A 26,465-nucleotide genomic window follows, 5' to 3' on the forward strand; every position below is an offset into this window, starting at 1 on the left:
ACGCTTGTGGGCGCGGGGGCGGTGTGTTGGGGGGGGGGGCGCGGGGGGGGGGGGGGGGCGGGGGGGGGCGGGGGGGGGGGGGGGGGGCCCCCCCCCCCCCCGCGCCGGGCTCGGCGCGGCCCGGAGCTCGGGCCCCGGGACTACTTGAGCTGGTCGGCGCTGTACTGCCCGCCGTCCACCAGCACCTTCTGGTAGTTCTCCTTGTCGACGCTGACCGGCTGCAGCAGGTACGCGGGGACGACCTTGACGCCGTTCTCGTACTGCTTCTCGTCGTTGACCTCGGGCTTCCCGCCGGTCAGCAGCGCGTCGCCCATCTGGACGGCGACCTTGGCCAGCTCGCGGGTGTCCTTGTAGACGGTCTGGGTCTGCTCGCCCGCCAGGATCGACTTCACCGAGGCCAGTTCGCCGTCCTGGCCGGTGACGACGGGCATCGGCTTCCCGGCAGCGCCGTAGCCGACGCCCTTGAGGGAGGAGAGGATGCCGATCGAGATGCCGTCGTAGGGCGAGAGCACGGCGTCCACCTGCGCCGAGGTGTAGGACTTGCTCAGCAGGTTGTCCATCCGGGACTGCGCCAGGCCGCCGTCCCAGCGGAGGGTGGCGACCTGGTTGAAGTCGGTCTGCCCGCTCTGCACGACCAGCTTCTTGCTGTCCAGGTACGGCGACAGCACGCTCATCGCGCCCTTGAAGAAGAAGGTGGCGTTGTTGTCGTCCGGCGAGCCGGCGAACAGCTCCAGGTTGAACGGGCCCTTCCCACCGGCCAGGCCCAGCTTGTCGGCGATGTACGTGCCCTGGAGGACGCCGACCTTGTAGTTGTCGAAGGTCGCGTAGTAGTCGACGTTCTTGGTGCCCCGGATCAGCCGGTCGTACGAGATGACCGGGATCTTGGCGTCGGCGGCCTTCTGCAGGACGTCGGTGAGCGAGGAGCCGTCGATGGCCGCGACCACCAGCAGCTTGGCGCCCTTGGTGATCATGTTCTCGATCTGCGAGACCTGGTTCTCGACGACGTTGTCGCCGTACTGCAGGTCGGTCTTGTACCCCTTGGCCTGGAACTGCTTGACCATGTTGCTGCCGTCGTTGATCCAGCGCTCCGAGGACTTGGTCGGCATGGCGATGCCGACCAGACCGCCCTTGGCGTCGCCGCCGCCCGCTCCCTCGCCGGCGCCGTTGGCGCTCTGGCCGCAGGCCGCCAGGGTGAGCGCGAGGCCGGTCGCGGCGAGGCCCGTCAGTACTTTCCGCACAATTCCTCCAGTGGTGTGCCGTGGTCGGCGCGCGGCCCCGGGGTGGGTTCGGGGCCGGTCGAGCGGGGGCGTGCGAGCCCCGGCACCGGGGTGTCTCAGGGGGCCCGGTGGCCGCCCGGTGGTGGCCGGGCGGGCCTTCCGGCGCCGGGTGGGGGTGTCGCTGCCGGACCGCTCCCGGCCTGGCGTTACATGAGTGTTAACGCTCACAGAAACCTCGTCAAGGGGGCCGATATTACCGTTGGGTCTCGCGGAGGAGGGGATTCGGAGGAGGTCGCGCGGGGTCTTGACGGCAGGATTGTTAGCGTTAACAATCCAGCTGACACAAGCCCGGCGCCGCCTGCCCCCGTACCCCCGCGGGGGCACCGCACGCCGGCGTCCGACGCGCGCCCGCACCGCGCCGAATGCCCCGGACGGAGGACGCGTCGATCCGTGAGCCGTCCGACCACCGGGCCGCCGAACGGACCCCCGGCCGCCCCGGCGGCGGGGGACCACCCGGACACGCGGGGTTGCCGGACGGGCGCCGACCCGCGGCGCGAAGTGAGAGGCTCTGGGCATGGAACAGCGCGTACTCGGCAGGACCGGCCGCAAGGCCTCCGTCGTCGGTCTCGGCACCTGGCAGCTCGGCGCGGACTGGGGTGACGTCCGCGAGGAGGACGCCCTCGCCGTGCTCGACGCGGCGGTGGAGTCCGGCGTCACCTTCTTCGACACCGCGGACGTCTACGGCGACGGACGCAGCGAGCAGCTCATCGGCCGCTACCTGCGGGAACGCCCCGACGCCGGCATCCTGGTGGCCACCAAGGCGGGCCGCCGGGTGGAGCAGCGCCCCGAGCACTACACCCTGGACAACCTCCGGTCCTGGACGGACCGCTCCCGCGCCAACCTGGGCGTCGAGCGGCTCGACCTCGTCCAACTGCACTGCCCGCCCACCCCCGTCTACTCCTCCGACGAGGTCTTCGACGCGCTCGACACCCTGGTGGCCGAGGAGCGGATCGCCGCGTACGGCGTCAGCGTCGAGACCTGCGCCGAGGCGCTGACCGCGATCGCCCGGCCGGGCGTGGCGAGCGTGCAGATCATCCTCAACCCCTTCCGGCTCAAGCCGCTGGACGACGTCCTGCCGGCCGCGGTCGCCGCGGGCGTCGGCATCATCGCCCGCGTCCCGCTCGCCTCCGGCCTGCTCTCCGGCCGCTACACCCGGGACACCGTCTTCCCCGCCGACGACCACCGCACCTACAACCGGGACGGCTCGGCCTTCGACCAGGGCGAGACCTTCTCCGGCGTCGACTTCGCCACCGGCGTCGAGGCGGCGGTCGAGTTCGCGGAGCTCGCCCCCGAGGGCGCCACGCCCGCGCAGACCGCGCTGCGCTGGATCGTCCAGCAGCCCGGCGTCAGCACGGTCATCCCCGGGGCGCGCAACGCCGCGCAGGCACGGGCGAACGCGGCCGCCGCCGCCCTGCCACCGCTCCCCGCGTCGACCCTGGCCGCCGTCGGCGACCTGTACGACCGCCGGATCCGCGCGGGAGTCCACGCGCGCTGGTGACACCCCGTCCGCTCCGCCCCCTCCGATTCCGCCCCGCCCCGGCCGGCCCGGGGCGGGGCGGAATCGGCCGGCCGCCGCGCCCCCGAAATTCCGTCCGAGGCCGCGGCGGCCCGTGAGAGGATCCGAGCGCAGAGTGCCCTGGCCCCGACCGTGGAGTGGCGATGTACGCGATACCGCTGGGTGACGACGGCGCGGAGTTGCGCCCGCTGGAGCCGTGGCAGGCCGACGAATTCCTGGCCCACATCGACCGCGGGCGCGAGTTCATCGGGCAGTTCAACGCGCTGCCGGACTTCGTCACGGACCTGGAGTCGAGCCGGGCCTTCCTGCAGGCGTACGCGGAGAAGACGGCGGCCGACGCCGGCCGGATCTACGGCATCCGCACCGACGGCACGCTGGTCGGAGCGGTCATCTTCCGCCGGATGGACGTCGCGCAGGGCACCGCGGAGGCGGGCTGCTGGCTGGAGCCCTCGGCGGTGGGGCGGGGCCTGGTGACCCGGGCCGTGCGGACCATCATCGACTGGGCCGTCGAGGAGCGCGGCATCCACCGCGTGGAGTGGTGGGTCTGCGCGGGCAACAAGCCGAGCATCGCCGTGGCCCGACGGCTCGGGATGACCCGGGACGGCGTCCTGCGGGAGGCCTACCTGTACCGGGGCGAGCGGCACGACGAGGAGATCTGGTCGGTCCTGGCCCCGGACTGGCGGGCGGCCCGGCAGGCCCGGTAGGCACCGTCCGGCCCGGCCCCGGCAGTCCGGGCCCCGGTTCGTGGGGCCGGGTCGTAGGTCCGGAAGAGCAGGGGCCCGGGGCCCGGCGGGTTCAGCGGAGGGCGTCGCCGAGCCGGCGGTGGCGGAGCCTGCGGGCCGCGGCCCGGTCCGCCTCGGAGCCGGCCGCCAGCTCGGCCAGCGCGGCCCCGATCGCGTGGCCGACACGGGTGCAGAACGCCTCGGGCTCGGCCGCCGCGTCCGGCAGTTCGGGGATCACCCGGTCGACCAGGCCCACGGCCGCGAGGTCGTACGCGCCGATGCCCTGGGCCCGGGCCAGTTCGGCGGCGTGCTCGCCGTCCCGGTGCACGATCGCCGAGGCACCCTCGGGCGGCAGCGGGGCGAGCCAGGCGTGCCGGGCGGCGAGCACCCGGTCGGCCGGCAGCAGGGCGAGCGCCCCGCCCCCCGAGCCCTGACCGAGCAGCACGGCGAGCACCGGGGTGCGGAGCGCCAGCAGGGTGGTCAGGCACTGCGCGATCTCCACCGCCACACCGTCGAGTTCGGCCTGCGCGGAGAGTTCGGCCCCCGCTGTGTCCACCACCGTCACCAGCGGCAGTCCGAGCTGCTCGGCCTGCCGCGCCGTCCGCCGCACCGCGCGCAGGTCCGCCGCGGTGAACGGCAGTTCCTGGCGACCGGTGCGGCGCTGCTGCCCGACCACCACGGCGGGCTGCCCGTCGAACGAGGCCAGGGCTCGGACGAGCGCGCGGTCGGGGCCCTCCGGTCCGGCCGGCGACTCCAGGTGCACCGGGCGGCCGGCCGCGTGGCGTAGCAGCTCGCGGGTGCCCGGCCGGCCCGGGTCCCGGGTCCGCAGCACGGCCTCCCAGGCGTCCGGAGCGCCCGCCGCGCCTGGTGCGTCGGGTGCGTCCGGTTCGGTCGGCGGGCGCGGGGTGTCCGCGGGCGCCGGCCGGTCGCAGAGCAGCGCGAGCAGCCGGCGCAGGGCGTCGCGCAGGTCGCCGGGCGCCACCACGGCGTCCACCAGTCCGCGGCCGGCCAGGGTCTCGGCCAGCTGGACGCCGTCCGGCAGGGGGACGCCGCGCAGCTCCTCGTACACCCGCGGTCCGAGGAACCCGAGGCGGGCGCCCGGCTCGGCCAGCACGAGGTGGCCCAGCGTGCCCCAGGAGGCGAAGACGCCGCCCATGGTCGGGTTGCGCAGGTAGGTGAGGTAGGGCAGCCCGGCGGCCTGGTGGGCCTGGACGGCGGCGGTGACCCGGAGCATGCACAGGAACGCGGCCGAGCCCTCCTGCATCCGGGTGCCGCCCGAGACGGGCAGCGCGATCAGCGGCAGTCGCTCGGCGGTGGCCCGCTCCACGGCCCGGGTGATCCGTTCGGCGGTGGACACGCCGATCGAGCCGCCGAGGAACCCGAACTCCGAGGCGACCACCGCCACCGGCCGCCCGGCCAGCAGGATCCGGCCGGTGGTGACGGCCTCGTCCAGGCCGGTCCGGGCCTGCGCCCTGGCCAGCGAGGCCAGGTAGGCGGGGTCCGCGCCCTCGTGGCCGACCGGCTCGTCCCACCAGGTGAAGCTCCCCGGATCGGCCAGCAGGCCGACGAACTGGCCGGCCGTCAGGCCGGAGCCGGCGGTCACCGGGCGCCCCCGGCCGGACGTGCGCGGCGCGACCGGCACGGTGCGCCCGGTGCCGGTGCGCGCCCGGGCCGGCCCGGCGCCTCCCGCTCGCGGGTCGGTCCGGCGCCCGGCGCGGCGGCGTGCGGTTCGGGGCCGGTCCGGTGGCCGGTCGGTCGGTGCAGCTCCCAGGAATCCACCCGCTCACCCTACGCACCGGCCGCCCGGGCCACGGGCGGGTCGCGGTGACTGTGAGCAGGCCCACCGTTCGGGTCGCGGCGGCTGCGGTCGGAGCGGGCGTCGGGGCCGCCGCGGGCTCGTCGCGCGGCCCGCCCTACGACCTGTCGTGCGGGCGGCCCCGACCCTGGCAGCCTGACGGTTGCCCGGGCGTAGGGTCGTGATTAGCGTGCCAGGCATGTCCGGCGCGCAACCGCCGGCCCGTCCGGAAAGCAGGCTCCCCGTGGGCACCTCCGCCACTCCCGCCACCTCCGCCGAGTCCGCCACCGCCAACGGCGCGGTCTCGTTCTGGTACGCCGAGACCGGGCTCCCCGAGCCCCGGGCCCGCCTGGAGGGCCCGGCCGAGGCCGACGTCTGCGTCGTCGGCGGCGGGTTCACCGGCCTGTGGACCGCCTACTACCTCAAGAAGGCCGATCCGTCACTGCGGGTGACCGTGCTGGAACAGCGGTTCTGCGGCTACGGCGCCTCCGGGCGCAACGGCGGCTGGCTGTACAGCGGCTTCGCCGGCCGCGGCGTGTTCGCCCGCCGCTACGGCCGGGACGCGGCGGTCGCCATGCAGGGAGCGATGAACGACGCGGTCGACGAGGTGATCCGGGTCGCCGAGGCGGAGGGCATCGAGGCGGACATCGTCAAGGGCGGCGTCCTGGAGGTGGCCCGCAACCCGGCGCAGCTGGCCCGCCTGGAGGCGTTCGTCGCCCAGGAGCGGGCCTACGGCCAGCACGAGCAGGTGCTGCTGGGAGCGGCGGAGTCGGCGGCCCGGATCGGGGTGGCGGGCACGCTGGGCGGAGCCTGGGGTCCGTACGGCGCGCGGATCCAGCCGGTGAAGCTGCTGCGCGGCCTGGCCCGGGTCTGCGAGTCCCTGGGGGTGACGATCCACGAGGCCACGCCGGTGTCGGAGATCCGGCCCGGCGCCGGCCGGGTGCCGGCCCGCGCCCTCACCCCGTACGGCGAGGTCTCGGCCCGGTTCGTGCTGCGGGCGACCGAGGGGTTCACCGCCGGGCTGCGCGGGGAGCGGCGGACCTGGCTGCCGATGAACTCCTCGATGATCGTCACCGATCCGCTGCCGCCGTCCTTCTGGGCCGAGGCGGGCTGGGAGGGTCGCGAGACGCTCGGCGACATGGCGCACGCGTACATGTACGCGCAGCGCACCGCGGACGACCGGATCGCGCTCGGCGGGCGCGGCGTCCCGTACCGCTTCGGCTCGCGGGTCGATCACGACGGCTTCACCCACCGGCGGACGGTCGACCAGCTGCGGGAGATCCTGCTGCGCTTCTTCCCGTCGGCCGGCGGGTACGTCGGCCCGCACGCGGGGGTGGCGCACGCCTGGTCGGGGGTGCTGGGCGTACCCCGAGACTGGTGCTCGACGGTGGAACTGGACCCGGCCTCCGGCCTGGGCTGGGCGGGCGGGTACGTGGGCAGCGGTGTCACCACCACCAACCTGGCCGCCCGGACCCTGCGTGACCTGGTGCTGCGCGAGTACGCCGGGCACGGCCCGGCCGGCGCCACCGAACTCACCGCGCTGCCCTGGGTCGGGCACGCCGTACGGCGCTGGGAGCCCGAACCGCTGCGCTGGCTGGGCGTGCACGGCATGTACGCCGCCTACCACGCCGCCGACCGGCAGGAGAGCGGCGGCCGGGCCGGCACCTCGCCGATCGCCCGGATCGCGGACGTGGTCTCCGGTCGCCACTGAGCCTGGGTTCGGGGGCGGCAGGCGGGGGTTCGCGGGTTCGTCGGTCGGGGGGAGGGGCGGTGGACGTCCCGTGTCCGGGCCCGCCGTCGCCCGTCCCTGGTCGAGAATCGGAGGCGACACCCGATTCCTCCCGGGTCCGGAGCCCCTCGGCCCCGGACCCCCGGAAGTGAAGGACCAGCCATGTCAGAGGAACTCGCCGGCAAGGTGGCGCTGGTGGCCGGGGCGACCCGGGGCGCCGGGCGGGCGATCGCCGTCCAGCTCGGCACCGCCGGTGCGACCGTGTACGTCTCCGGTCGCAGCACCACCGGCCGGCGCTCGGAGTACGACCGGCCGGAGACCGTCGAGGAGACCGCCGCGCTGGTCACGGCCGCGGGCGGCCACGGCGTGGCGGTGGTGGCCGACCACCTGGTGCCCGCCCAGGTCGAGGCGCTCGTGCGGCGGATCGACGCCGAGCAGGGGCGCCTGGACGTGCTGGTCAACGACATCTGGGGCGGTGAGCGGCTGTTCGAGTGGGACAGCACGGTCTGGGAGCACGACCTGGACAACGGCCTGCGGCTGCTCCGGCTGGCCGTCGAGACCCACGCCGTCACCAGCCACCACGCGCTGCCGCTGCTGCTGCGCAACCCCGGCGGCCTGGTGGTGGAGATGACCGACGGCACCGACGAGTACAACCGGAGCAGGTACCGGGTGTCCTTCTTCTACGACGTCGCCAAGTCCGCGGTGCTGCGGATGGCGTTCGCGCTCGGCCACGAACTCGGCCCGCGCGGGGCCACGGCCGTGGCCCTGACGCCCGGGTGGATGCGCTCGGAGATGATGCTCGACCACTTCGGCGTCACCGAGGACACCTGGCGGGACGCGACCGGGCAGGTGCCGCACTTCTGCATCTCCGAGACCCCCTCGTACGTCGGCCGGGCCGTGCTGGCGCTGGCCACCGATCCCGGGCGCGCGCGCTGGAACGGGCAGTCCCTCTCCAGCGGGCAGCTCGCCCGCGAGTACGGGTTCACCGACCTGGACGGCAGCCGGCCGGACGCCTGGCGCTACATGGTGGAGGTGCAGGACCCGGGCCGGCCGGCGGACGCCACCGGCTACCGCTGACCCCGCGGCCCGGGGCCTCGGGAGGAGGCCCCGGCGGTGCCGGGCACCCGGGCTGAGCTGGTAGTGTTCCTCCCGTCGAGAGAGTGATCTTTCGTCAGGCGTCGGTGGTGCTGGTGGAGCACGTCCTACTTTCAGTAGGAAGAGTCCGTTCGAATCGGGCCCGGCGCTCCATTCTTTTCCGGGCCCGGACCCGGCCTCCTCCTCGGGGCCGCGCCCAGCGGCATGCCCGCTCCTGTCGCCGCCGCGCAGCCGCCGCGCCCGTACGGTCCGGCAGCGGGCTGCCGCTCAGGCGCGAGGCGCTCCGGCGGCCCGGATCCACGAGACGACCGCCTGCTCGTCGACCGGCCGGGCGGTGTCGACGTCAAGGGTCGGCCCGACGCCCAGCGGTCGTGCCGTACGCACCCATCGCTCCCAGTCGTCGTCCGTGGGCGGTCCGCCGTGGATCGGATGGCGCGGGTGTCGTGCCTCGAAGCGCCGTCGGGCGGTCGCCGGCGGGACGTCGCACCGGATCTCCACGGCCGCAGGGCCATGGGCGCGGCTCAGACCCCGTACGACGAAGTCGCGGGCGTCGATCGGCCACCAGGACTCCAGGACGGCGCCGGCGGGTGCGTCGGCCAGCAGAGCCCACATCGCCTCGGCGGCTGCGGCTCCGAGGGCCGCGTTCCACTGCCGTTGCCGCCGGCCGGCCGGGTCGGGGCCCAGCACGTCGGCGTGGGCCTCCTTGATCACGTCCTTGCTGAACAGCGGCAGGCCCAGGTGCCGTGCCAGGGCGCGGGCCAGCGTGGTCTTGCCCGAGCCGGGCAGCCCGTTGACCAGCACGGCGAGGGGCGCGGTCATCCGGCCCCCGCCCTCGTCCGTGCGGTGCTCGCGGGGCCGCCGTCGGCCGGGTGCCGCACCGCCCGCCCGGTGCTCACGGGGTGGCCGGGTCGAGCAGGCCGCCGAGGAGCTCGGCGAACTCCGCCGGCGTGATGACGCGGACGCCGAGTTGCTCGGCCTTGGCGCGCTTGGAGCCGGCCCGCTCACCGGCCACCAGGAGGCTGGTGCGGGACGAGACGCCGGAGGAGGCCCGGCCGCCGGCGCGTTCGATCAGGGCGTTCATCTCGTTGCGGCCGAGCGCCTCCAGCGGGCCGGTCATCGCGCCGGTGACGACCACGGCCATACCGGTGAGCGGGAGCTCCGGTCCGTCTCCGTCTCCGGTACCGGCGGTTGTGGCCGTGGCTGCGGCTTCGTCACCGGCCGGGGCCGGGCCGGCGGGCGTGACGCCGGGCTCGGTCATGTTCACCCCGGCGAGCACCAACTTGTCGATCAACGGGGCGAGTTCGCGGAGCTCGGCGACCACCTGGCCGGCCTTCTCGGCCCCGATGCCGTCCACCTGCTGCAGGGCCTCGGCGTCGGCCGCCCGCACCGCCTCCATCGAACCGAACGCCCTCGCGATCCGCCGGGACATCGACCGCCCGGTGCCCCGCACCCCGAGGGCGCAGAACACCCGGGACAGCGGCCGGGACCTGGCGTCCGCGAGGGCGGCGACCAGGTTGTCCGAACTGGTGTCACCCATCCGGTCCAGCGTGAGCAGCTGCTCCTTCGTCAGGGCGAGGACGTCGGCCAGGTCGGCCACCAGGCCCGCCTCGACCAGCTGGACGACCCGGCTGGCGCCCAGGCCCTCGATGTCGAGCTGGTCGCGGCCGGCGGCGTAGCTCAGCGAGGCGACCAGGCGGCAGTCACGGCCGCGCACGCAACGCCAGCGCTGCTCGGAGGTGTCGATCGCGGAACCGCACTCCGGGCAGACCTCGGGGAAGGCGACCGGCAGCTCGCCCCCGGTGCGCAGGCCCAGCACCGGTGCCTCCACCCGGGGAATGACGTCGCCGGCCTTGTGGACCAGCACGTGGTCGCCGATCCGCAGGTCCCGGCGGGTGATGTCGGAGGGGTTGTGCAGGGTGGCGTAGGTGATGGTGGACCCGTCGATCAGGACGGGCTCCAGGACGGCGCGCGGCGCGATGACGCCCGTCCGGCCGACGGACCACTCGACGCCCAGCAGCCGGGTGACCTTCTCGGTGGCCGGCAGCTTGTAGGCCACCGCCCAGCGCGGTGCCCGCGAGCCCTCGCCGGCGTCGGCGCGGTCGGCCGCGGCGTCGGCGCGGACCACGATCCCGTCGATGCCGAACGGCAGGCCGGCCCGGAGTGCGGCGATCTCGGTGACCCGGGCCCGGACCTCGTCCAGGGTGGCGGCCCCGCGCCCCGCGACGCCGGTGTCGTCGGTGGTCCGCACGCCGAGCTCGCCGAGCAGGGCCGTCAGGTGGCCGTGGCCGAGCGCCGACGCGGCCCGGAGCGTGTCGTCGCTGCTCTCCGACACCACGGCGTCGTAGGCGAAGTAGGTCATCTCCACCGCGTACGCGCGGTCCCGCGCGCGGAGGCTGCCGGCGGCAGCGCCGCGCGCGTTGGCGAAGGCGGCGCCGCCGTGCGCGATCCGGGCGGCGTTGGCGTGCTCGAACTGCGTGTGCGTCATCAGCACCTCGCCGCGCACCTCCAGGGTCTGCGCCGAGGTCAGCCGGTCGGGCAGGCCGACCACCGTGCCGATCGCGTGCGAGACGTCCTCACCGGCGGTGCCGTCGCCGCGGGTGACCAACTGCACCAGCCGGCCCTCGCGGTAGCGGGCGGCGACCGCGAGGCCGTCCAGCTTGGGGCTGACGTGCCATCCGGCGACGGGCCGGCCGATCCGGCGCTCCAGCCCGTCCGCCCAGGCGGTCAGCTCGTCGGCGGAGAACACGTTCGCCAGGCTCAGCATCGGCGCGCCGTGGGTCACGTCCCCGCTCGCCGCGCCGCCCGCCACCTTGCCGCTCGGGCTGTGCGGCAGGACCTCGGCCGGGTGGCCGGCCTCGTACGCCTCGATGCCGCGGACCAGCGCGTCGTACGCGGCGTCGTCGAGCGGCGTCTCGCCGCCCGCGTAGTAGGCCGCCGCGGCGGACACGGCCGTGTCGACGGCGCGCGCGTAGGCGTCGGGATCGGCGAGCACGGCGACGGGAGCGGTGGAAGTCATGGGCCACATCATGCCGATGACCACTGACAATGCCCGCTGACCGAACGTCCGGGGCGCTGCCGGGCGGTGCCCCGGACCCGACGGTCACCGGCGGTCGCGCGCCGGTTCCCGCGCACCGGTGGCCGCCCGGGACCAGCCGCCCCGCCGTCCGTCCGCCGTCCGTCCGCCGTCCAGCTGGTGGACGGGCCCGGCGCCGGCCGCTCCGGACCGGCGGGCGGTTCGTACCGTTTGGGGTGCTCTCGCGGCATACGGCTGTGGTGATCGTGTGCGTTCGGCCGCGCGGCCGACCCGGCATCGGCATAATCGCGACCATGACGACCGCGCGTGCGAACATGAGCACGATTGCCGAAGACCTGTACGTATGGCTTCCGCCGAAGAGGGGCTGGGGCCTGGCCAACTGCGGCCTGCTGGCCTCCGCGCGCACCGCGGCCTGGATCGACACCCCGTACGACCCGTCCCTGGCAGGGGAGTTCCTTACCGAGAGCCGCAAGCGGCTGGCCGACGGCGTGTCCGTCGACCGCGTGATCGTCACCCATGCCAACGGGGACCACCTCTGGGGCGCGGGGGTGCTGCCGGACGCCGAGGTGATCAGCACCAGGGAGGCCCTGGAGCACATCCACTACGAGCCGACCCCGCAGCAGCAGCAGGCCCTGGTCGACGGCGCCGACCCGCACTCCCCGCTCGGCTGGTACCTCGCCGAGCACTTCGGGCAGTTCGACTGGTCGAGCGCCGAGCCGGTGCACCCCACCCTGATGTTCCAGGGCGAACTCGAACTGCGGGTGGGGGACCACCCCGTGCACGTGATCGGCCTGCCGCCGGCGCACACCGAGGGCGACCTGATCGTGCACCTGCCCCGGCAGCGGGCGGTCTTCTCCGGCGACGTCATATTCGCCTCGACGCCCGAGTTCCCCGGCGACCACCCGGTGCACTGGGCCGGGCCGCTGCAGAACGTGATCGACGCCTGCGCACGGGTGTTGGACACCGGCGCCGAGATCGTCGTACCCGGCCACGGGCCGCTGCTCGACCGGGCCGGCGTCCAGCGGCACATCGACCTGCTGGCGTACGTCCAGGAGCGCGCCCACGCGCTGCACTCGGCCGGGATACCCGCGCTGGACGCCGCCCGCCGGGTGATCGCCGAGCAGCGTCACCCCGAACTGGGCCTGCCCGAGCGGCTGGTGGTCACCATCGGCTCCGAGTACCGGCACCTGGACGGCTCCGAGCAGCCGGCCATCCTCGACGTGATGAGCCAGGTCGCCACCGTGGCGAAGGAGTTGCGGTCGGCCGCGATCCCCGGCCGACGGACCCCGGCCGGCGGCGGGCAGCCGTTGCCGGCCTGAGCCGCCCACCCCGACCACCCGTCCGGGCGAGGGCGCCGAGCCGCGGAGGGATCCGGCCCGTCGCACACCGCCCGCCCGGTCGGAGCCAGGGCCCGCGACGGCCCGACCGCGATCCCCACGGCGCGGAGCTCCGCCCGGATCCCGCCGAACCCCCCCACGCGACCGAGGACATCGATGACGCAGATCGCGCTGCTCGCCCTGGCGGCCCTCACCGCCGCCGCCCTGGTGGCGACCGGCATCCTGGCGCGCGCCCGCCGCCGGGTCACCGTACGGGCCGAGGGCGCCGAGGAGCGCCTGGCCCGCTGCGAGGACCGCGCCCGGGAGGCCGAGGCCCGGCTCGCCCGCAGCGAGGAGCACACCCGCACCGCCGAGGGCCGCCTGGCGCAGAGCGAGCAACGCACCCGCACCGCCGAGGACCGGCTGGCCAGGAGCGAGGAACGGCTGCGCTCCGCGGAGGAGGCCGGCCGCGCCCTGCTGGCCGAGATCGCCCACCTGGCGGAGGAGCGCCTCCCGGCGACCGCGCTCAGGCTCACCCACCCGATGGCTCCGGTGCCCGGCCCCAAGGCCCCGGGCGTCACCGGGGACCAGGCCGAACGCGCCCTGCAGGCCGTCCTCGACGCCGTCGCGGTGGCCGTCACCGGCGAGCGCGACCGGGTGGACGGCGCCGCCCGGGCCACCATGCGCGGCGCGACCTCCAAGATCCAGACCCTGCTCTACCAGATCCAGAGCCTGGTCCAGCAGTTGCAGCACGATCACGACGACCCCCGACTGCTGGAACTGGACTTCCGCAACGAGGTCGCGCTGCGCCGCATCCAGACCGTGGCCGTGCTCTGCGAGGCCTGGCCCGGACTCGCCCGCACCGACTCCCCGCTCGCCGAGGTGGTGCTCGGGGCGCTCTCCCGGGTGCCCGGTTACGCCCGGATCAAGGTCGCCAACCACCTGCGCGAGGAGCGGCTGGCCGTGGTCGCCCGTGCGGCCGAGCCGCTCGCGGTCGCGATCGCCGAGCTGCTCGCCAACGCCACCGCCTACTCGCACCCGGAGACCGAGGTGCCGGTGACCGTCCAGCAGGGCGGGCGCGGCGCACTGGTCGTCATCGACGACAGCGGCATCGGCATGGAGGAGGACCAGTTGAGGCGGGCCAAGCGCCTGCTCACCGGCCCGCCCGAGGTGCTCCTCACCGAGCTGGGCAACCCGCCGAAGGCCGGCTTCGCGGTCGTCGGCAAGCTCGCCCGGCAGTACGGCTTCGCCTGCCACATCGAGCCGTCCCCCTACGGCGGGATGCGGACCATCGTGCGGATCCCCGGCGCGCTGCTGACCGTGGTGGACGCCGGGCAGCAGCTGTCCGTCCTCACCCCGCTGCCGGTGGCCGCACCGCTGCCGGCCGCCGTGCCACTGCCGGTGGGCAGGGACGCCGAGCCGTCCGCGGCCCCCGACCCCGACCCCGTACCGGCGGTCGTACCCACCTCCGACCCCGCACCCGTGGTCGAACCCGCCCCGCCGTCCGTCACCCCGCTGTCCGTCACCCCGCTGTCCGTCACCCCGCCGTCCGTCACCCCGCCGTCCGCCACGCCGGCGCCCGCCGGGTTCGCCGACCCCGCGGCGCTGCCCAGCCGCCGGCGGCGGGCGCCGCTCCCGCCGCAGACCCCGTCCACCGACCACCGGGCCGAGGCGCCGGCCACCTCCGGGCGCACCCCCGAGCAGGCCTCCGCGCGCTGGCAGGCCCTGCAGGACGGCACCGGCTCGGGCCGGGCCGCCGTCGCCTCGTCCGCACCCAGCCCCACGTCCGAGAACCCCCAAGGAGCCGACCAGTGAGCACGTCCCGCCCTCCCGTCACCGACGAGATCTCCTGGGTGCTGGCCCCGCTACTGGAGCTGCCCGGAGTACTGCACGCGGTCATCGCCACCGGCGACGGCCTCATCGAGGGTGCCTCCAAGGACCTGAGCCGGGCCTCGGCCGAGCGGGTCGCCGCCATGACGGCCACCGTGCACGCCGCCGCGCGCGCGTTCACCACCGCCTTCACCGACGTCGAGCAGCCGAAGCTGGCGCAGACCGTGGTGGAGTCCGACCTCGGGTTCGCCATCGTCGTCCCGGCCGGGCAGAACACCTCGCTGGCCGTCTTCGCCGCCCCGGACGCCCAACTGGGCAACGTCGCCTACCAGATGCAGGTCCAGGTCGCGGCCCTGTCCCGGGCGATGGCCAGCCCGGCCCGGCAGCAGGACGCCGTCGCCCGGACATGACCGCCGTCCCCCCGCGGCGGCGCATGGTGCCCGCCTACCTGGCCACCGGCGGCCGCAGCCGGCCCAGCCGCGACGCCTTCGACCGGCTGACCGTGCTGCACTCCGCCAGTCCGGACCCGCCCCGGGGTCTGGAGGCCGAACACCGGCGTCTGTGGGAGCTGTTGCGGCCCGGAGCGCTGACCCTGGTGGAGGCGGCGGCGCACCTGCGGCTGCCGGTCAGTGCCACCAACTTCCTCGCGGCCGATCTGGTCGACGCGGGCGGCCTACAGGCCCGCAGCCCGATCCCGCGCGCCCAGCAGATAGACCGCTCACTCGTCGAGAGGCTCCTCGATGGACTCCGCAGCCTCCGGTAGCCCGGTCGGCTACCTGCCCGACCGGGACCAGCTCCTGATGAAGATGCTGGTCGCCGGCCCCTTCGGGGTCGGCAAGACCACCCTGATCAGGACCCTGTCCGAGATCCCCACCCTGCACACCGAGGAGGTGATGACCGAGACCGGCGCCCCGGTGGACGACACGGCCGGGCTGCCCGACAAGACCACCACCACGGTGGCCGTCGACTTCGGCCGCCTCACCCTGCCGGGCAACGTGGTCCTCTACCTCTTCGGCACCCCCGGCCAGCGGCGGTTCTTCCCGCTCTGGCAGGACATCGCGCGGGGCGCCCTCGGCGCACTGGTGCTGGCCGACACCCGGCGGCTGGCGGAGTCCTTCGAGATCATGGACATGGTCGAGGAGCAGGGGCTGCCGTACGCGGTCGCCGTCAACTGCTTCCCGGACGCGCCCGCGCACTCGGCCGAGGTGCTGCGCGGCCATCTCGACCTGCACCCCGACACCCCGCTGGTGCTGTGCGACGCCCGCGACCGCGCCACCAGCGTCGAGGCGCTCATCGCCTTGGCCGAACACGTCCTGCACAGCCTTCCCAGCCTGCCCCAGGAGCAGCGGTGACCCAGTCCGGCCCCCGACCCACCGCCCTCTACGGCCCGGCGTTCGCCGCGGACCCGCACGGCCACTACGACCGGCTGCGCGGCCACGGCGCGACCGCACCCGTCGAGATCGCACCCGGCGTCGAGGCGCTGCTGGTCACCGACTACCAGGCGGCGCTGGACGTGCTGCGCGACACGGACACCTTCTCCAAGGACCCGCGCGCCTGGCAGCGCGACCTGCCGCCGGACTCCCCGGTGCTGCCGGTGCTCGGCTGGCGGCCCACCGCGCTGTTCAGCGACGGCGAGGTGCACGCCCGCTACCGCCAGGTGATCACCGACGGCCTGGCGCTGATCGAACCGCACGTGCTGCAGGCGCGGGTGGCCCAGGTCGCCCACGAGCTCATCCGGCGCTTCGACGGATCCGGCACCGCCGACCTGATCGCCCAGTACGCCCGCCAGCTGCCGCTGTTCGTCTTCAACACCTGGTTCGGCGTGGCCGAGGAGCACAGCGCCCGGCTGGTGGCGGGCATGTCGGGGATGATGGAGTCCACCGAGAAGGCGGCGGCGGCCTACGCCGACTTCGTCGCGGTGGTCGCGGGGATGGTCGCCGACCGGCGCGAGCGCGGCCGGCAGGACCTGACCTCCTGGTTCCTCAACCACCCGGCGGGGCTGGAGAACGACGAGGTGGTCCGGCAGATCACGCTGACGATGAGCGCGGGGCACGAGCCCACCACCAACCTCATCGGCAACGCCCTGCTGCGCATCCTGACGGACGACGGCTACGCCGGCTCGCTGTTCGGCGGCGCCATGACGGCCCACCAGGCGATCGACGAGGTGCTGTGGCACGAACCGCCGATCGCCAACCTGTCGGCGCACTACCCGCGGTACGACGTCACCTTCCACGGCCGCCGGATCGAGGCCGGGCAGCTGATGCTGGTCTCCTACGCGGCGGCCAACTCGCAGGCGGCGCCCGCACCGGAGGCCACCCACCTGCGCAGTGGCGAGAGCGCGCACCTGGCGTGGGCGGCCGGCCCGCACGCCTGCCCGGCCCGGGACCCCGCGCTGCTGATCGCGATCACCGCGATCGAGCAGCTCACCAGCCGACTGGGCGACCTCGAACTCGCCGTCCCGCTGCCCGAACTCCTGTGGCGGCCGGGCCCGTTCCACCGCGCCCTGGTGCACCTGCCGGTCCGCTTCACGCCGGTGGCCGCCGAGCAGGCCGGCACCGCGCGGTTCGGCGAGGCCGCGGGGCTGCGGGTGGGCGGCTGATCCACCGCCCCGGCGATCGGCGGCCGGCGGGCCGCGCCCCCGTCCGGGCTCAGCGCTTGCGCTCGGGCGGGGCCTCCGTCGGCTGCCGGTCGGATCCGAGCTCGCGCGAGATCCGCAGGCCGACCTGGGACACCACCGGTCCGAGGTTGCGGACCCGGGCGGCCGTCATCCGCGAGATCAGGCCGGACACCGACAGCGCCGCCGTGACCTCGCCGGTGTGGTCGAAGATGGGTGCGGCCACGCAGCGGACCTCCGGCTCGTTCTCCCGGTCGTCTATCGAGTAGCCGCGGGTACGGATCCGGGCGAGGTCGGCGCGCAGCCGCTCGGCGTCGGAGATGGTCCAGGCGGTGACCGGGCGCAGCCCGGCCTCGACCACCGCGTCGACCTCGGTGTCGGGCAGCCAGGCCAGCATCGCCTTGCCGGTGGCGGTGCAGTAGGCGGGTGCCCGGCTCCCGACCCGGGAGGCCATCCGGACGTTGGTCTCGTCCTCGACCTTGTCGACGTAGACGATGCCCGGGCTCTCCCAGACCGTCAGGTGGACGGTCTCGCCGGCCTCGCGCTGGAGCCGGCGCAGGTGTTCGGCGGCGACGCTGCGCAGGTCGAGGGTGGACAGGTAGGCCTGGCCGAGCCGGAGCGCGCCGTGGCCGAGCCGGAACCAGCCGGTCTCCCGGTCGCGGTCGAGCAGGTGCTCGTCGAGCAGCGGGCCGGTGAGCCGCAGCACGGTGCTCTTGTTGAGCCCCAGCTCCTCGGCGAGCTGTCCGAGCGGGACGCCTCGTCCGCCGTTGGCGTGGTCCCGGACGTGTCCGAGGACGGCGAGCGCGCGGCGCAGCGAGGAGGACTGGTTCCGGTCCCCGGGTGCGGCCGGCGCGGCCCTGCGGCCGGTCGGTGCCTCGGTCGCCGGCCCGTCGTCGGGGGCCTTCTCCGTCATCGCTGCGTTCCTCTCTCGTGCGCGTCGCCCTCGTGCGCGTCGCGGCGGGCCCGCCCGGGTCCGACTGCTCGGTCCGGCCGGGCGGGCCTTGACGGGGTGTGCGGTCCGGGGTGACCCGGGCCGGGCCCTCCGTCCGATCAGACGGTACCGCGCTCCCGGCGGTGCGTGCCGATTCTTCGGCATGGTGTTGTGCAGTGCAAAACTTCCCGAGGGGTCTCTTGTTGGCCGGGCGAGCCCCCGCCTAACGTCACGGCATCGAGCGGAACCCCGGCACGGTATGCCGGGCGGCTCCGCTCCCACCCCCGCATCTCTTCACCATCGGCCCCGGTCAGGGCCTGTCTCGACGCGTCCGCCCCCCCGACGGACCGGTGTCGCGGCGGCGCCTGTCGGGCGGGAGGTCTCCACCCATGCGACTCATCAGATGGACCGCCACGGCCGCCGCGCTGACCGTGGGCTGCCTCGCACTGTCGGCCTGTTCGCCCGGCACCGCCCTGCCCGCCGGCGACAAGGCGGCGGACGACCGGACCGGCACCCTGCAGGTCTGGCTCTACAACGAGGCGGGCAACGCGCCCAAGGAGGGCGTGGTCGCCAAGGCGGTCACCGAGTTCCAGGCGGCCCACCAGGGCGTCACCGTCAACGTGAGTTACATCGACACCGACGCGGCGGCCCGGGCGGCGAAGATGAAGGGCGCCTTCAACGACCCGTCCAGCGCCCCCGACCTGGTGGAGTTCGGCAACACCGACCTCCCCGGCTACGTCGCGGCCGGCGGCCTCGCCGACATCGGCGCCGAGCTGGACGGCTGGAGCGCGAAGGCCGACCTCGACCCGGCGATCGCCAAGACCGCCGTCCTGGACGGCAAGACCTACGGCCTGCCCTGGTGGGTCGGCGTGCGCGCGCTGTACTACCGCACCGACCTGTTCACCGAGGCCGGGCTCGCCGCGCCGACCTCGTACGACGAGCTGGTCGCCGCGACCAAGGCCGTGCACGCCCAGCACCCCGACACCTTCGGCATCGCGGTCGGCGGCAAGTACACCTTCGGCGCCCTGCCCTTCGTCTGGGACGCGGGCGGCGACATCGCCACCAAGGCGGGCGACAAGTACACCGCGGCGATCGCCTCGGCCGAGTCGCAGGCCGGCGTGAAGCGCTACACCGACCTGTTCGGTGCGGACGGCTGCCCCGCGCAGCAGTGCGCGGACCTCACCGGCGGCAAGACGGTCGACCTGTTCGCGGCCGGCAAGGCGGCGATGGCGATCCTGCCCAACTCCAGCCGCAGCAAGGTGGACGCCGGTCCGGCGAAGGGGAAGTACGCCGTGGTGCCGCTGCCCGGCGGCAAGGCCGGTTCGATCGCCCCGGCCTTCGCCGGCGGCAACAACCTGGGCGTGATGAAGGCCGCCAAGCACCGCACCCTCGCCGTGGAGTTCGCCGAGCTCCTCGCGAGCCCCGCCTACCAGCAGGGCATGTACGACGCGATGGGCAACCTGCCGACGCTGAAGTCGGTGAACACCGCCGTCGCCGCCAAGGACGCCTTCCTCAAGCCGTTCACCGACACCATCGCGGCCGGCACCCGGTTCGTCCCGATGGACCAGGGCTGGGCGCAGATCGACGCGCAGGCCGTCGTCCCGACCATGCTCCAGCAGGTCGTCACCGGGAAGGCCGACGTGGCCAAGGCGTCCGGCGACGCGGCGCAGCAGATCAACACCGCCTTCGCGGCGCACTGAGAGCAGGTCCCGCCCGTGTCCGCACCCACCACGACCGCCCCGGCGGCGTCCGCTCCCCCCGCGGGGCGCCGCCGGGGCCCCGGCCCGGCCGCGCCCCCGCGCGGCCGGCGCCGCACCCCGCTGCTGCTGCTCCTGCCGGCCGCCGTCATCCTGATCCCGCTGGTCGCGTACCCGATCTACCAGCTCGGTCTGCTGTCGGTGCTCGACTTCGGCCAGGCGCAGGCCTCGGGCGGCGTCCCGACCCGCTTCGTCGGCCTCGACAACTACCGCGGCATCCTGACCGACGCCCAGTTCTGGACGGTGCTCGCCCAGACGGTCGGCTTCGCGGCCTTCTGCGTGGTCGCGACCCTGGTGGTCGGGGCGGCCCTCGCCGTCCTGCTGACCAGGATCGGCAGGACCGCCCGGCTGGTGCTGACCACGGCCTCGATGGCGGCCTGGGCGGCTCCCGCGATGACCGGCTCCACCGTCTGGAGCTTCCTGTTCGACACGAACCTGGGCCTGGTCAACGACACGCTGGTGAAGCTGGGCCTGTCGGGATTCCACGAGTACAACTGGTTCTACGACAAGTGGACGGCGTTCCTGATCGTCGGGGCCGTGGTGGTCTGGCACTCCTACCCGTTCGTGATGGTGACGCTGTACGCCGGCATCAACGCGATCCCGACCGAGATCCTGGAGGCGGCGTCGCTGGACGGCGCCGGCACCTGGACGACCTTCCGTCGGATCACCGCGCCGATGCTGCGCCCGATCCTGACCATCGTGGTGATCCAGTCGGTGATCTGGGACTTCAAGGTCTTCACCCAGATCTACGTGATGACCACCGGCGGGGGCATCGCCGGGCAGAACCTGGTGCTGAACGTGTACGCGTACCAGAAGGCCTTCGCCTCCTCGCAGTACGGGCTCGGCGCGGCCATCGGCGTGATCATGCTGCTGGTCCTGGTCATCCCGACGGCTCTCTACATCCGCACCCTGCGACGTACGGGGAACGAGCTGTGAACACCCGAAGCCGTCGGCGCCTCGCCGCCGACACCATCGCGTACCTGGTGGCCGCGGTCGCCGCCTTCCCGATCTTCTGGATGGTGCTGTCCGCGTTCAAGCCCAAGGGCGAGGTGCAGTCGCTGCACCCCAGGCCCTGGACGACGCACCCGACCCTGGAGAGCTTCCGGCAGGTCCTCAGCGTGGACGGCTTCGGCCGGTACTTCCTCAACAGCGTGGTGATCGCGCTGGCGGTGGTCGTGCTGTCCGCAGTGGTGGTCTTCCTGGCGGCGGTCGCTGTCACCCGGTTCAGGTTCCGGTTCCGGACCACCGTCATGGTGATGTTCCTGATCGCCCAGATGATCCCGGTCGAGGCGCTGACCATCCCGCTGTTCTTCATGTTCCGCGACGCCGGCCGGTTCGCCCCCGGCATCGGGCTGAACACGCTGGCCTCGCTGATCCTGGTGCAGCTGGCCTTCTCGCTGCCGTTCGGCATCTGGATGATGCGGGGCTTCGTGGCGGCGGTGCCGGTCTCCATCGAGGAGGCCGCCCAGATCGACGGCGCGAGCCGCACCCGGATCCTGTGGCGGATCCTGCTGCCGCTGGTCGCCCCGGGCCTCGCCGCGACCAGCGTGTTCTCGTTCATCGCGGCCTGGAACGACTTCGTCTTCGCGAAGACGTTCATCATCAGCGCCACCCAGAACCAGACCCTCCCGTCCGCCCTGCTGGTCTTCTTCAAGCCGGACGAGAACGACTGGGGCGGCATCATGGCCGCGTCGACGCTGATGACCGTGCCGGTGCTGGTGTTCTTCGTGGCCGTCCAGCGCAAGCTGGTCTCCGGACTGGCGGGCGCCGTCAAGGACTGACCGCCGACGAGGGGCGGTCGTGGACCGATCGCCGTCGAGGGCGGTCGAGGGCCGATCGGTGTGGGCCGGTCGGGAGTGACGACGGCGGGTGGCCGAGGTGCCGTGGGGCGGCCCGGTCACCCGCCGTCGACCTGTGGGCCGTGGGTGTGCGGGGAGCGGGAGCCGGCGGTGGGCCGGCCCCCGCTCCCCGCACCCTGCTCCCCGCTCCCCGCGTTCCGGGGCCGCCGGGGCCGGGTGATCAGTGGCCGAAGGTGAACCAGTTGAGGCTGACGAAGTCGGCCGGCTGGCCGCTGGTGAACGTCAGGTACACGTCGTGGGTGCCGGTGACGGCGCTGATGTTGGCGGGGACGGACCGCCAGCTCTGCCAACCGCCGGTGTTGGCGACGGCGAAGGAGCCGATCGGCGCGCTGGTACGGCTGTCGAGGCGGACCTCGACGAGTCCGCTGACACCGCCGGCGGCGCCGCTCGCCACCCGGGCGTTGAACTGGCGGGCCGCACTGGTGCCGAAGTCGACCCCCTTGTAGAGCGCCCAGTCGCCGTTGGCGAGCGTGCCCAGGTCCTGGCCGCCCTCGCTGCAGGCCTCCAGGACGGTGCCGGCCTGCCCGTCGTAGGACTCGGCCTGGATCGTGGTGTAGGCGTCCCGGCTGCCGGGCACCGGCGTGGCGGTGGGAGTGGCGGTGGGGGTTCCCGTCGGGGTGGCGGTGGGCGTGGCGGTCGGGGTGGGCGTGGCGGTGGGTGTCGGGGTGGGCGTCGGAGTACCGCCGCCGGGGCCCGCCTGCCAGACGCCGACGTAGTCGACGGTCAGCGGCACCCCCGAGGCGGTGCCGGCGTCGGGGCCGCCGCCGAAGGCGGCCGGGAACTCGCCGCCCATGGCCACGTTGAGGATCAGGAAGTAGCCGTGGTTGGTCGCGGCGGCCCAGGTCCCGGCGTCCATCTGGTTGGCGCTCACCGAGTGGAACTGCACTCCGTCGAGGTAGAACCGCACCTGCTCGGGGCTGGTGCTGCGGTCCCACTCCATGCCGTAGGTGTGGAAGCCGCTCTGGCAGGTGCCGGGGCTGCACACCTTCTGGCCGCCGATGCCGCTCTTCTCGTTGCAGGGGCCGCCGGGGCTGGTGCCGCAGTGCATCGTGGCCCACTCGTTGTTGATGCCCTGGACGTTCTCCATGATGTCGATCTCGCCGATGCCCGGCCAGTTCCACCAGTTGCCCCGGTAGGGCGTGCCGAGCATCCAGAACGCGGGCCAGTAGCCCTTGGCCGCGGCGCCGGTGACGTTGGGGAGCTGCATCCGGGCCTCGACCCGGAGCTTGCCGCCGACCGGCGGTTGGAAGTCCTCGCGGTTGGTCTCGATCCGCCCGGAGGTCCAGTTGCCGGCGCCGTCGCGGATCGGGGTGATCCGCAGGTTCCCGGCGCCGTCGAGGGACACGTTGCCGGTGCTGGACGTCATCGTCTCGACCTCGCCGGTGCCGAAGCCGCCGGGTCCGCCGGGGTAGCCGGTGCCGGTGGTGTAGCGCCAGTTGGTGGTGTTGACCCCGGTGCCGGCCGGTCCGTTGAAGTCGTCGGAGAAGACCTGCGTCCAGCCGGCCGGGGCCGGGACGACCGCGCTGGCGTCGTTCATCGCGCCGGCCAGTCCGACGGCCAGTAGGGCGGCCGTGGAGAAGGTGGCGAGCAGGGCTCTGAGGCGGCGCGGCCGGAGCCGTGCGCGTGTTCGTGCGGTCATGACTGCCTCTCGGGTGGGGGACTGTCGATGAGAGCGCTCTCGGGGATGTTGGTAACCGAGCTGGCGACGGAGTGTCAATGCATCGAGCGAAAGAGGCGTGTTATCCATTGAAGAATTGAAGACCAATGGGCGATTTACCCCGCTTCGAGGCTGAGCTTCCGTCAGAACTCTTGACAGTCAACGGGCTCCTCGTCACGCTCCTGCCGAGAGCGCTCTCAAGGCGTGGGGTCCCGAGGGCAGGAGTTGCCCTCCCCACCGCCCCGCTCTCCGAGTTCCGGATCCCCGCCCCCGAGTCCCACAGTCCGAGTCCGAGTCCGAGTCCGAGCCCGAGCCCGAGCCCCACGTTCCCGGCCCCGACTCCCAACATCCCCGTAGCCCCCACCCCACGAGGGAAGCCATGACCCCGTCCCGTCGTTCCACCCCGGGCCTGCTCCTGGCCGTGTTGCTGCTGCTCTGTGCGGCCTTCGCGGGAGCCACGCCCGCCGGCGCCGCCGTCGACTACACCCAGGGCGTCACCGCGGCCGGCACCGGCCAGGCCCAGTTCTGGTTCAGACCCACCGCCCCCGCCGCCCTGGTCGACGTCCACTACCTGGTCAACGGCTCGGGCCAGCAGAACTTCCGGATGGACAACGCCGCCGGCACCTGGACGAAGACCGCCACGGGCCTGCCGGCCGGCGCCGCCGTCGACTACTGGTTCACCTACGAGAAGGGCGGACCGCTCCTCGACACCCCGCACTTCGCCTGGACGGTCGGCACCGGCGGCGGCACCCCGCCCCCCGGTGGCGGCACGCCCCCGCCCGGCGGCACCGGCACCTTCCCCGTGGTGTTCCAGAACAACACCCGCGGCATCTGGCCGGACAGTCAGGTCTACGTGCTCGTCCTCGGGATGGCCACCCCGGGCCAGTGGTCCTACCTGCGGCCGAACGGCACCCTGGCCCACATCAGCCACCTGGAGGAGAGCGCTCCGGGGCACCTCACCAAGAACGGCCGCTCCTACGCGGCGATGTCCTTCTCCCTCGCCCAGGCCGCCACCGTCACCGTCCCCAGCGGTCTGGAGGGCGCCCGGATGTACCTCTCGATCGGCTCGCCCATGTACATCCCGATCTCACCGGACGACGCGGGCTGGGGCGGACCCGACCTGCTCAACCCCGCCGACCCCAACGCCGACGTGTACTTCGACTGGTACGAGTTCACCTACCGGTACGGCGTGATCCCGTTCGGCGGCAACACCACCCAGGTCGACATGTTCGGGTTCCCGGTCACCGCCCGGCTGGAGCAGTCCGCCACCGGTTACGACCAGACCGTCGGCATCACGCTCACCCGCGACCAGGTCCGCGCGCAGTACGCCGCCGCGGTCGGCCCGGCCTTCGGTCCGCTCGCCACGCCCTACCGGATCACCGCGCCGCGCAGCGCCGCGTCCTTCCGCCCCGGCGGCGCCCAGGCCGGGTACCTGCAGCCGGTGATCGACCAGGCCTGGTCGTACTACACCGCGAACCAGTTCACCCTGACCCGGCTCAACCAGACCTTCACCGGCCGAGTGGTCAACGGGCGCCTGCAGTTCACCAAGGACGGCGCCGGCCCGTACTTCCTGGGCAAGCCGACCACCGCGGACGTGACGGCCTGCGCCGGAGCCCTCGCCTCGGCCGGGATGAACACCACCGAACTGGAGCTCGGCGCCGAGTTCTGCGCCGCCTTCAACCGGGGCGTCGCGCTCGACACCACCAAGTGGTACGCCCCGGGCGCGTACTACCCGGCCGCCACCGCCAAGAACGACTACGCCGGGTTCTTCCACTCCGTCGGCCTCGGCCACCGGGCCTACGGTTTCGCCTACGACGACATCAACGACCAGAGCTCGGTGCGGATCCTGCCCAACGCCAACCCGCCGAGCCGGCTCACCATCGGGATCGGCTGGTAGCCGGTCCGGCCCGGCCGGTCACCCTTCGGCCCGTCACGCCCGGTCCGCCAACATCCGGTCCGCCAACATCCGGTCCGTCAACGTCCGGTCCGTCAACGTCCGGTCCGTCAACGTCCGGTCCGTCAACGTCCGGTCCGTCAACGTCCGGTCCGTCAACGTCCGGTCCGTCACCGTCCGGCCCCTGCGGTGACGGACCGGGTCGCGGCCTATCCGCGGTCCGCGTAGCGCAGCAGGGCCTCGACGGTGTCCGGCCAGACGATCAGCCGGTGCTCCCCGCCGACCGGCAGTGCCCGCTCCGTCTCGGCCAGGAACGCGGCCAGGTCGGCACTGTCGGTGTGCAGCAGGGCGACGCCGCCGTCGCCGTAGAACTCCAGCCTGGTCAGGCCGGTCCCGGCCGGCCGCAGTCGCAGGTCGCCCTGGCCGGCCGGGTGCCGGATGCCGTCGGCGAGCAGCTCACGGGCGACGGTCCAGACGACGCCGTCCTCCGCCCGCCCGCCGTCCTCGACGACCAGGCCGTCCGCCAGCACGGCGGGCGCGGGGAAGCAGATCGAGACCTCGTACGGCGCCGCGAGATCGTAGCGGAGCACCATGCGCAGGGTCCGGGGCGCCGGACCGGCGAGGTGGGCCGACAACTCCCGCTCCACGCGGGTGGGGTGCTGCGGCAGGTCGCCCGGCTGGCGGGCGGGGCCGGCGCCGCGTGCGGTCGTGGACGGTTCGGTGGGCGGGTTCGTGTGGGGGTCCATGTGCGCGGCAGCCTCCGGCGGAGAAGTCAGGTGTACAACGGGTGCCCCTGTTCGCCCCCGGCACTCCTGCGGGAGAGGGGAAATCTGGTGACGGGTCGGAGATCCGCGTCACCGCGGCGCGGGCACCACCCGGGCCGGGCCGGTCGACGCGGCCCGAACGGCGGCCGGCCCCGCCACCCGGGCGGGCGGCGGGGCCGGGAGGCGTGCGTCGGTCAGGTCCGGCGTCCCCAGACCGGCGACACGACGGCGATCACCAGGGCGGCCACACCGATCTGGAGCAGATGGCGTATCCAGTCGACTCCGCCGGTGTCGCGGACTCCGAGCGCGCCGGCGAGGGCGTTCCCGCCCAGAGCTCCGACGATTCCCAGCAGGATCGTCAGCCAGATCGGGATCGGCTGGCGTCCCGGCAGCACTATTCTCGCGAGCACGCCGATGACCAGTCCGGCGATGACCGCCCAGAGAAACGACATGGAGATCTCCTCGTAGCGGCGCTCCCTGGACCCTCCAGGGCCGGCCACGGCATCCGTCTGCCCCGCTCCTCCGCCGGCACGCCCACCACTTTCCGCAACTCCGCACTGTCGGCACTCCCCGCACCCGTCGCTCCCCGCACCCGTCGCTCCCCGCACCCGTCGCTCTCCGCGCCCGATGCCCTCAGCCCCCGCCGCCGTTCCCGGCCTCCGGAGGCGCGCGCCC

22 protein-coding genes are annotated in these 26,465 nt (G+C 74.1%); 14 read left to right on the forward strand and 8 right to left on the reverse strand.

Features of this window, described 5'->3' with window-relative positions; all coding sequences use genetic code 11:
* Positions 1–140: 140 nt before the first annotated feature.
* Positions 141–1,238: a multiple monosaccharide ABC transporter substrate-binding protein gene (gene chvE / locus ACFTWP_RS17650; RefSeq protein WP_380265472.1), complete on the reverse strand. Its 1,098-nt coding sequence runs from the start codon at positions 1,236–1,238 to the stop codon at positions 141–143.
* Between the two features lie 553 nt (positions 1,239–1,791).
* On the opposite strand from chvE, the gene ACFTWP_RS17655 reads away from it, so the two are divergent.
* Together ACFTWP_RS17655 and ACFTWP_RS17660 are read left to right on the forward strand one after the other, a co-directional pair.
* On the forward strand, positions 1,792–2,775 hold the full coding sequence (locus tag ACFTWP_RS17655; protein ID WP_380265473.1) for an aldo/keto reductase: 984 nt from the start codon (positions 1,792–1,794) through the stop codon (positions 2,773–2,775).
* A gap of 161 nt (positions 2,776–2,936) precedes the next feature.
* Entirely contained in the window at positions 2,937–3,497 is a 561-nt protein-coding gene (locus tag ACFTWP_RS17660; RefSeq protein WP_380265474.1) for a GNAT family N-acetyltransferase, read from the forward strand.
* A gap of 91 nt (positions 3,498–3,588) precedes the next feature.
* Here the strand turns inward: ACFTWP_RS17660 and ACFTWP_RS17665 are convergent, their stop codons facing one another.
* Complete coding sequence (locus tag ACFTWP_RS17665) at positions 3,589–5,118, reverse strand: carboxyl transferase domain-containing protein (protein WP_380265475.1); 1,530 nt, start codon at positions 5,116–5,118, stop codon at positions 3,589–3,591.
* A 436-nt stretch (positions 5,119–5,554) separates the two neighbouring features.
* Between ACFTWP_RS17665 and ACFTWP_RS17670 the strand changes: the two genes are divergently transcribed.
* Together ACFTWP_RS17670 and ACFTWP_RS17675 are read left to right on the forward strand one after the other, a co-directional pair.
* Complete coding sequence (locus tag ACFTWP_RS17670; protein ID WP_380265477.1) at positions 5,555–7,021, forward strand: NAD(P)/FAD-dependent oxidoreductase; 1,467 nt, start codon at positions 5,555–5,557, stop codon at positions 7,019–7,021.
* 180 nt (positions 7,022–7,201) lie between these two features.
* Entirely contained in the window at positions 7,202–8,116 is a 915-nt protein-coding gene (locus tag ACFTWP_RS17675; protein ID WP_380265479.1) for an SDR family oxidoreductase, read from the forward strand.
* Between the two features lie 285 nt (positions 8,117–8,401).
* Here the strand turns inward: ACFTWP_RS17675 and ACFTWP_RS17680 are convergent, their stop codons facing one another.
* Positions 8,402–8,953 (reverse strand): AAA family ATPase, encoded by a 552-nt coding sequence (locus ACFTWP_RS17680; RefSeq protein WP_380265480.1) that lies wholly within the window; start codon positions 8,951–8,953, stop codon positions 8,402–8,404.
* A 73-nt stretch (positions 8,954–9,026) separates the two neighbouring features.
* Positions 9,027–11,159, reverse strand: a complete 2,133-nt coding sequence (ligA, locus tag ACFTWP_RS17685) for an NAD-dependent DNA ligase LigA (RefSeq protein WP_380265561.1) — start codon at positions 11,157–11,159, stop codon at positions 9,027–9,029.
* A 302-nt stretch (positions 11,160–11,461) separates the two neighbouring features.
* On the opposite strand from ligA, the gene ACFTWP_RS17690 reads away from it, so the two are divergent.
* The 6 genes from ACFTWP_RS17690 (at position 11,462) to ACFTWP_RS17715 (ending at position 16,913) form a co-directional block, all read left to right on the forward strand.
* A complete protein-coding gene (locus ACFTWP_RS17690; RefSeq protein WP_380265481.1) occupies positions 11,462–12,487 on the forward strand; it encodes an MBL fold metallo-hydrolase in 1,026 nt (341 codons plus the stop codon).
* A 174-nt stretch (positions 12,488–12,661) separates the two neighbouring features.
* The gene (locus ACFTWP_RS17695) at positions 12,662–14,299 is read left to right on the forward strand and encodes an ATP-binding protein (RefSeq protein WP_380265482.1); all 1,638 of its coding nucleotides are present in this window, start codon (positions 12,662–12,664) and stop codon (positions 14,297–14,299) included.
* On the forward strand, positions 14,296–14,724 hold the full coding sequence (locus tag ACFTWP_RS17700) for a roadblock/LC7 domain-containing protein (RefSeq protein ID WP_380265483.1): 429 nt from the start codon (positions 14,296–14,298) through the stop codon (positions 14,722–14,724). The genes ACFTWP_RS17695 and ACFTWP_RS17700 overlap by 4 nt, the downstream gene beginning before the upstream one ends.
* On the forward strand, positions 14,721–15,077 hold the full coding sequence (locus ACFTWP_RS17705) for a DUF742 domain-containing protein (protein WP_380265484.1): 357 nt from the start codon (positions 14,721–14,723) through the stop codon (positions 15,075–15,077). The genes ACFTWP_RS17700 and ACFTWP_RS17705 overlap by 4 nt, the downstream gene beginning before the upstream one ends.
* Positions 15,055–15,666 (forward strand): ATP/GTP-binding protein, encoded by a 612-nt coding sequence (locus ACFTWP_RS17710; protein ID WP_380265486.1) that lies wholly within the window; start codon positions 15,055–15,057, stop codon positions 15,664–15,666. Before ACFTWP_RS17705 ends, ACFTWP_RS17710 begins: the two co-directional genes overlap by 23 nt.
* A complete protein-coding gene (locus ACFTWP_RS17715; protein ID WP_380265487.1) occupies positions 15,663–16,913 on the forward strand; it encodes a cytochrome P450 in 1,251 nt (416 codons plus the stop codon). The genes ACFTWP_RS17710 and ACFTWP_RS17715 overlap by 4 nt, the downstream gene beginning before the upstream one ends.
* A 49-nt stretch (positions 16,914–16,962) precedes the next feature.
* Here ACFTWP_RS17715 and ACFTWP_RS17720 read toward each other — a convergent pair whose 3' ends face one another.
* Positions 16,963–17,841, reverse strand: coding sequence for an IclR family transcriptional regulator (locus tag ACFTWP_RS17720; protein WP_380265489.1), 879 nt, complete (start codon positions 17,839–17,841; stop codon positions 16,963–16,965).
* Between the two features lie 407 nt (positions 17,842–18,248).
* Between ACFTWP_RS17720 and ACFTWP_RS17725 the strand changes: the two genes are divergently transcribed.
* Genes ACFTWP_RS17725 through ACFTWP_RS17735 form a run of 3 tightly spaced genes read left to right on the forward strand, consistent with a single transcriptional unit; the run spans position 18,249 to position 21,397 of the window.
* Positions 18,249–19,559 (forward strand): extracellular solute-binding protein, encoded by a 1,311-nt coding sequence (locus ACFTWP_RS17725; RefSeq protein ID WP_380265491.1) that lies wholly within the window; start codon positions 18,249–18,251, stop codon positions 19,557–19,559.
* 15 nt (positions 19,560–19,574) lie between these two features.
* A complete protein-coding gene (locus tag ACFTWP_RS17730; protein WP_380265492.1) occupies positions 19,575–20,552 on the forward strand; it encodes a carbohydrate ABC transporter permease in 978 nt (325 codons plus the stop codon).
* Positions 20,549–21,397 carry a carbohydrate ABC transporter permease gene (locus tag ACFTWP_RS17735; RefSeq protein ID WP_380265493.1) on the forward strand — a complete coding sequence of 283 codons (849 nt, stop codon included), beginning with the start codon at positions 20,549–20,551 and terminating at the stop codon, positions 21,395–21,397. Before ACFTWP_RS17730 ends, ACFTWP_RS17735 begins: the two co-directional genes overlap by 4 nt.
* 238 nt (positions 21,398–21,635) lie before the next feature.
* Here the strand turns inward: ACFTWP_RS17735 and ACFTWP_RS17740 are convergent, their stop codons facing one another.
* The gene (locus ACFTWP_RS17740; RefSeq protein ID WP_380265494.1) at positions 21,636–23,114 is read right to left on the reverse strand and encodes a carbohydrate-binding protein; all 1,479 of its coding nucleotides are present in this window, start codon (positions 23,112–23,114) and stop codon (positions 21,636–21,638) included.
* 397 nt (positions 23,115–23,511) lie between these two features.
* Between ACFTWP_RS17740 and ACFTWP_RS17745 the strand changes: the two genes are divergently transcribed.
* A complete protein-coding gene (locus ACFTWP_RS17745) occupies positions 23,512–25,029 on the forward strand; it encodes a beta-1,3-glucanase family protein (protein WP_380265495.1) in 1,518 nt (505 codons plus the stop codon).
* 206 nt (positions 25,030–25,235) lie between these two features.
* Here ACFTWP_RS17745 and ACFTWP_RS17750 read toward each other — a convergent pair whose 3' ends face one another.
* Together ACFTWP_RS17750 and ACFTWP_RS17755 are read right to left on the reverse strand one after the other, a co-directional pair.
* Positions 25,236–25,772, reverse strand: a complete 537-nt coding sequence (locus ACFTWP_RS17750; protein WP_380265497.1) for an SsgA family sporulation/cell division regulator — start codon at positions 25,770–25,772, stop codon at positions 25,236–25,238.
* 212 nt (positions 25,773–25,984) lie between these two features.
* Positions 25,985–26,242, reverse strand: coding sequence for a GlsB/YeaQ/YmgE family stress response membrane protein (locus ACFTWP_RS17755; RefSeq protein WP_380265499.1), 258 nt, complete (start codon positions 26,240–26,242; stop codon positions 25,985–25,987).
* Positions 26,243–26,465: the final 223 nt, after the last annotated feature.

Source organism: Kitasatospora sp. NPDC057015, assembly GCF_042673745.1.
Taxonomy (GTDB): Bacteria; Actinomycetota; Actinomycetes; order Streptomycetales; family Streptomycetaceae; genus Kitasatospora.

Bases quoted from the DNA above. Each gene is read 5' to 3' on its own strand.
- ACFTWP_RS17755 (WP_380265499.1), bottom strand. From the start codon at position 26,242: ATGTCGTTTCTCTGGGCGGTCATCGCCGGACTGGTCATCGGCGTGCTC.
- ACFTWP_RS17680 (WP_380265480.1), bottom strand. From the start codon at position 8,953: ATGACCGCGCCCCTCGCCGTGCTGGTCAACGGGCTGCCCGGCTCGGGC.
- ACFTWP_RS17745 (WP_380265495.1), top strand. From the start codon at position 23,512: ATGACCCCGTCCCGTCGTTCCACCCCGGGCCTGCTCCTGGCCGTGTTG.
- ACFTWP_RS17655 (WP_380265473.1), top strand. From the start codon at position 1,792: ATGGAACAGCGCGTACTCGGCAGGACCGGCCGCAAGGCCTCCGTCGTC.
- ACFTWP_RS17705 (WP_380265484.1), top strand. From the start codon at position 14,721: ATGACCGCCGTCCCCCCGCGGCGGCGCATGGTGCCCGCCTACCTGGCC.
- ACFTWP_RS17750 (WP_380265497.1), bottom strand. From the start codon at position 25,772: ATGGACCCCCACACGAACCCGCCCACCGAACCGTCCACGACCGCACGC.
- ACFTWP_RS17725 (WP_380265491.1), top strand. From the start codon at position 18,249: ATGCGACTCATCAGATGGACCGCCACGGCCGCCGCGCTGACCGTGGGC.
- ACFTWP_RS17710 (WP_380265486.1), top strand. From the start codon at position 15,055: ATGGACTCCGCAGCCTCCGGTAGCCCGGTCGGCTACCTGCCCGACCGG.
- ACFTWP_RS17720 (WP_380265489.1), bottom strand. From the start codon at position 17,841: ATGACGGAGAAGGCCCCCGACGACGGGCCGGCGACCGAGGCACCGACC.
- ACFTWP_RS17660 (WP_380265474.1), top strand. From the start codon at position 2,937: ATGTACGCGATACCGCTGGGTGACGACGGCGCGGAGTTGCGCCCGCTG.
- ACFTWP_RS17690 (WP_380265481.1), top strand. From the start codon at position 11,462: ATGACGACCGCGCGTGCGAACATGAGCACGATTGCCGAAGACCTGTAC.
- ACFTWP_RS17675 (WP_380265479.1), top strand. From the start codon at position 7,202: ATGTCAGAGGAACTCGCCGGCAAGGTGGCGCTGGTGGCCGGGGCGACC.
- ligA (WP_380265561.1), bottom strand. From the start codon at position 11,159: ATGTGGCCCATGACTTCCACCGCTCCCGTCGCCGTGCTCGCCGATCCC.
- ACFTWP_RS17740 (WP_380265494.1), bottom strand. From the start codon at position 23,114: ATGACCGCACGAACACGCGCACGGCTCCGGCCGCGCCGCCTCAGAGCC.
- ACFTWP_RS17695 (WP_380265482.1), top strand. From the start codon at position 12,662: ATGACGCAGATCGCGCTGCTCGCCCTGGCGGCCCTCACCGCCGCCGCC.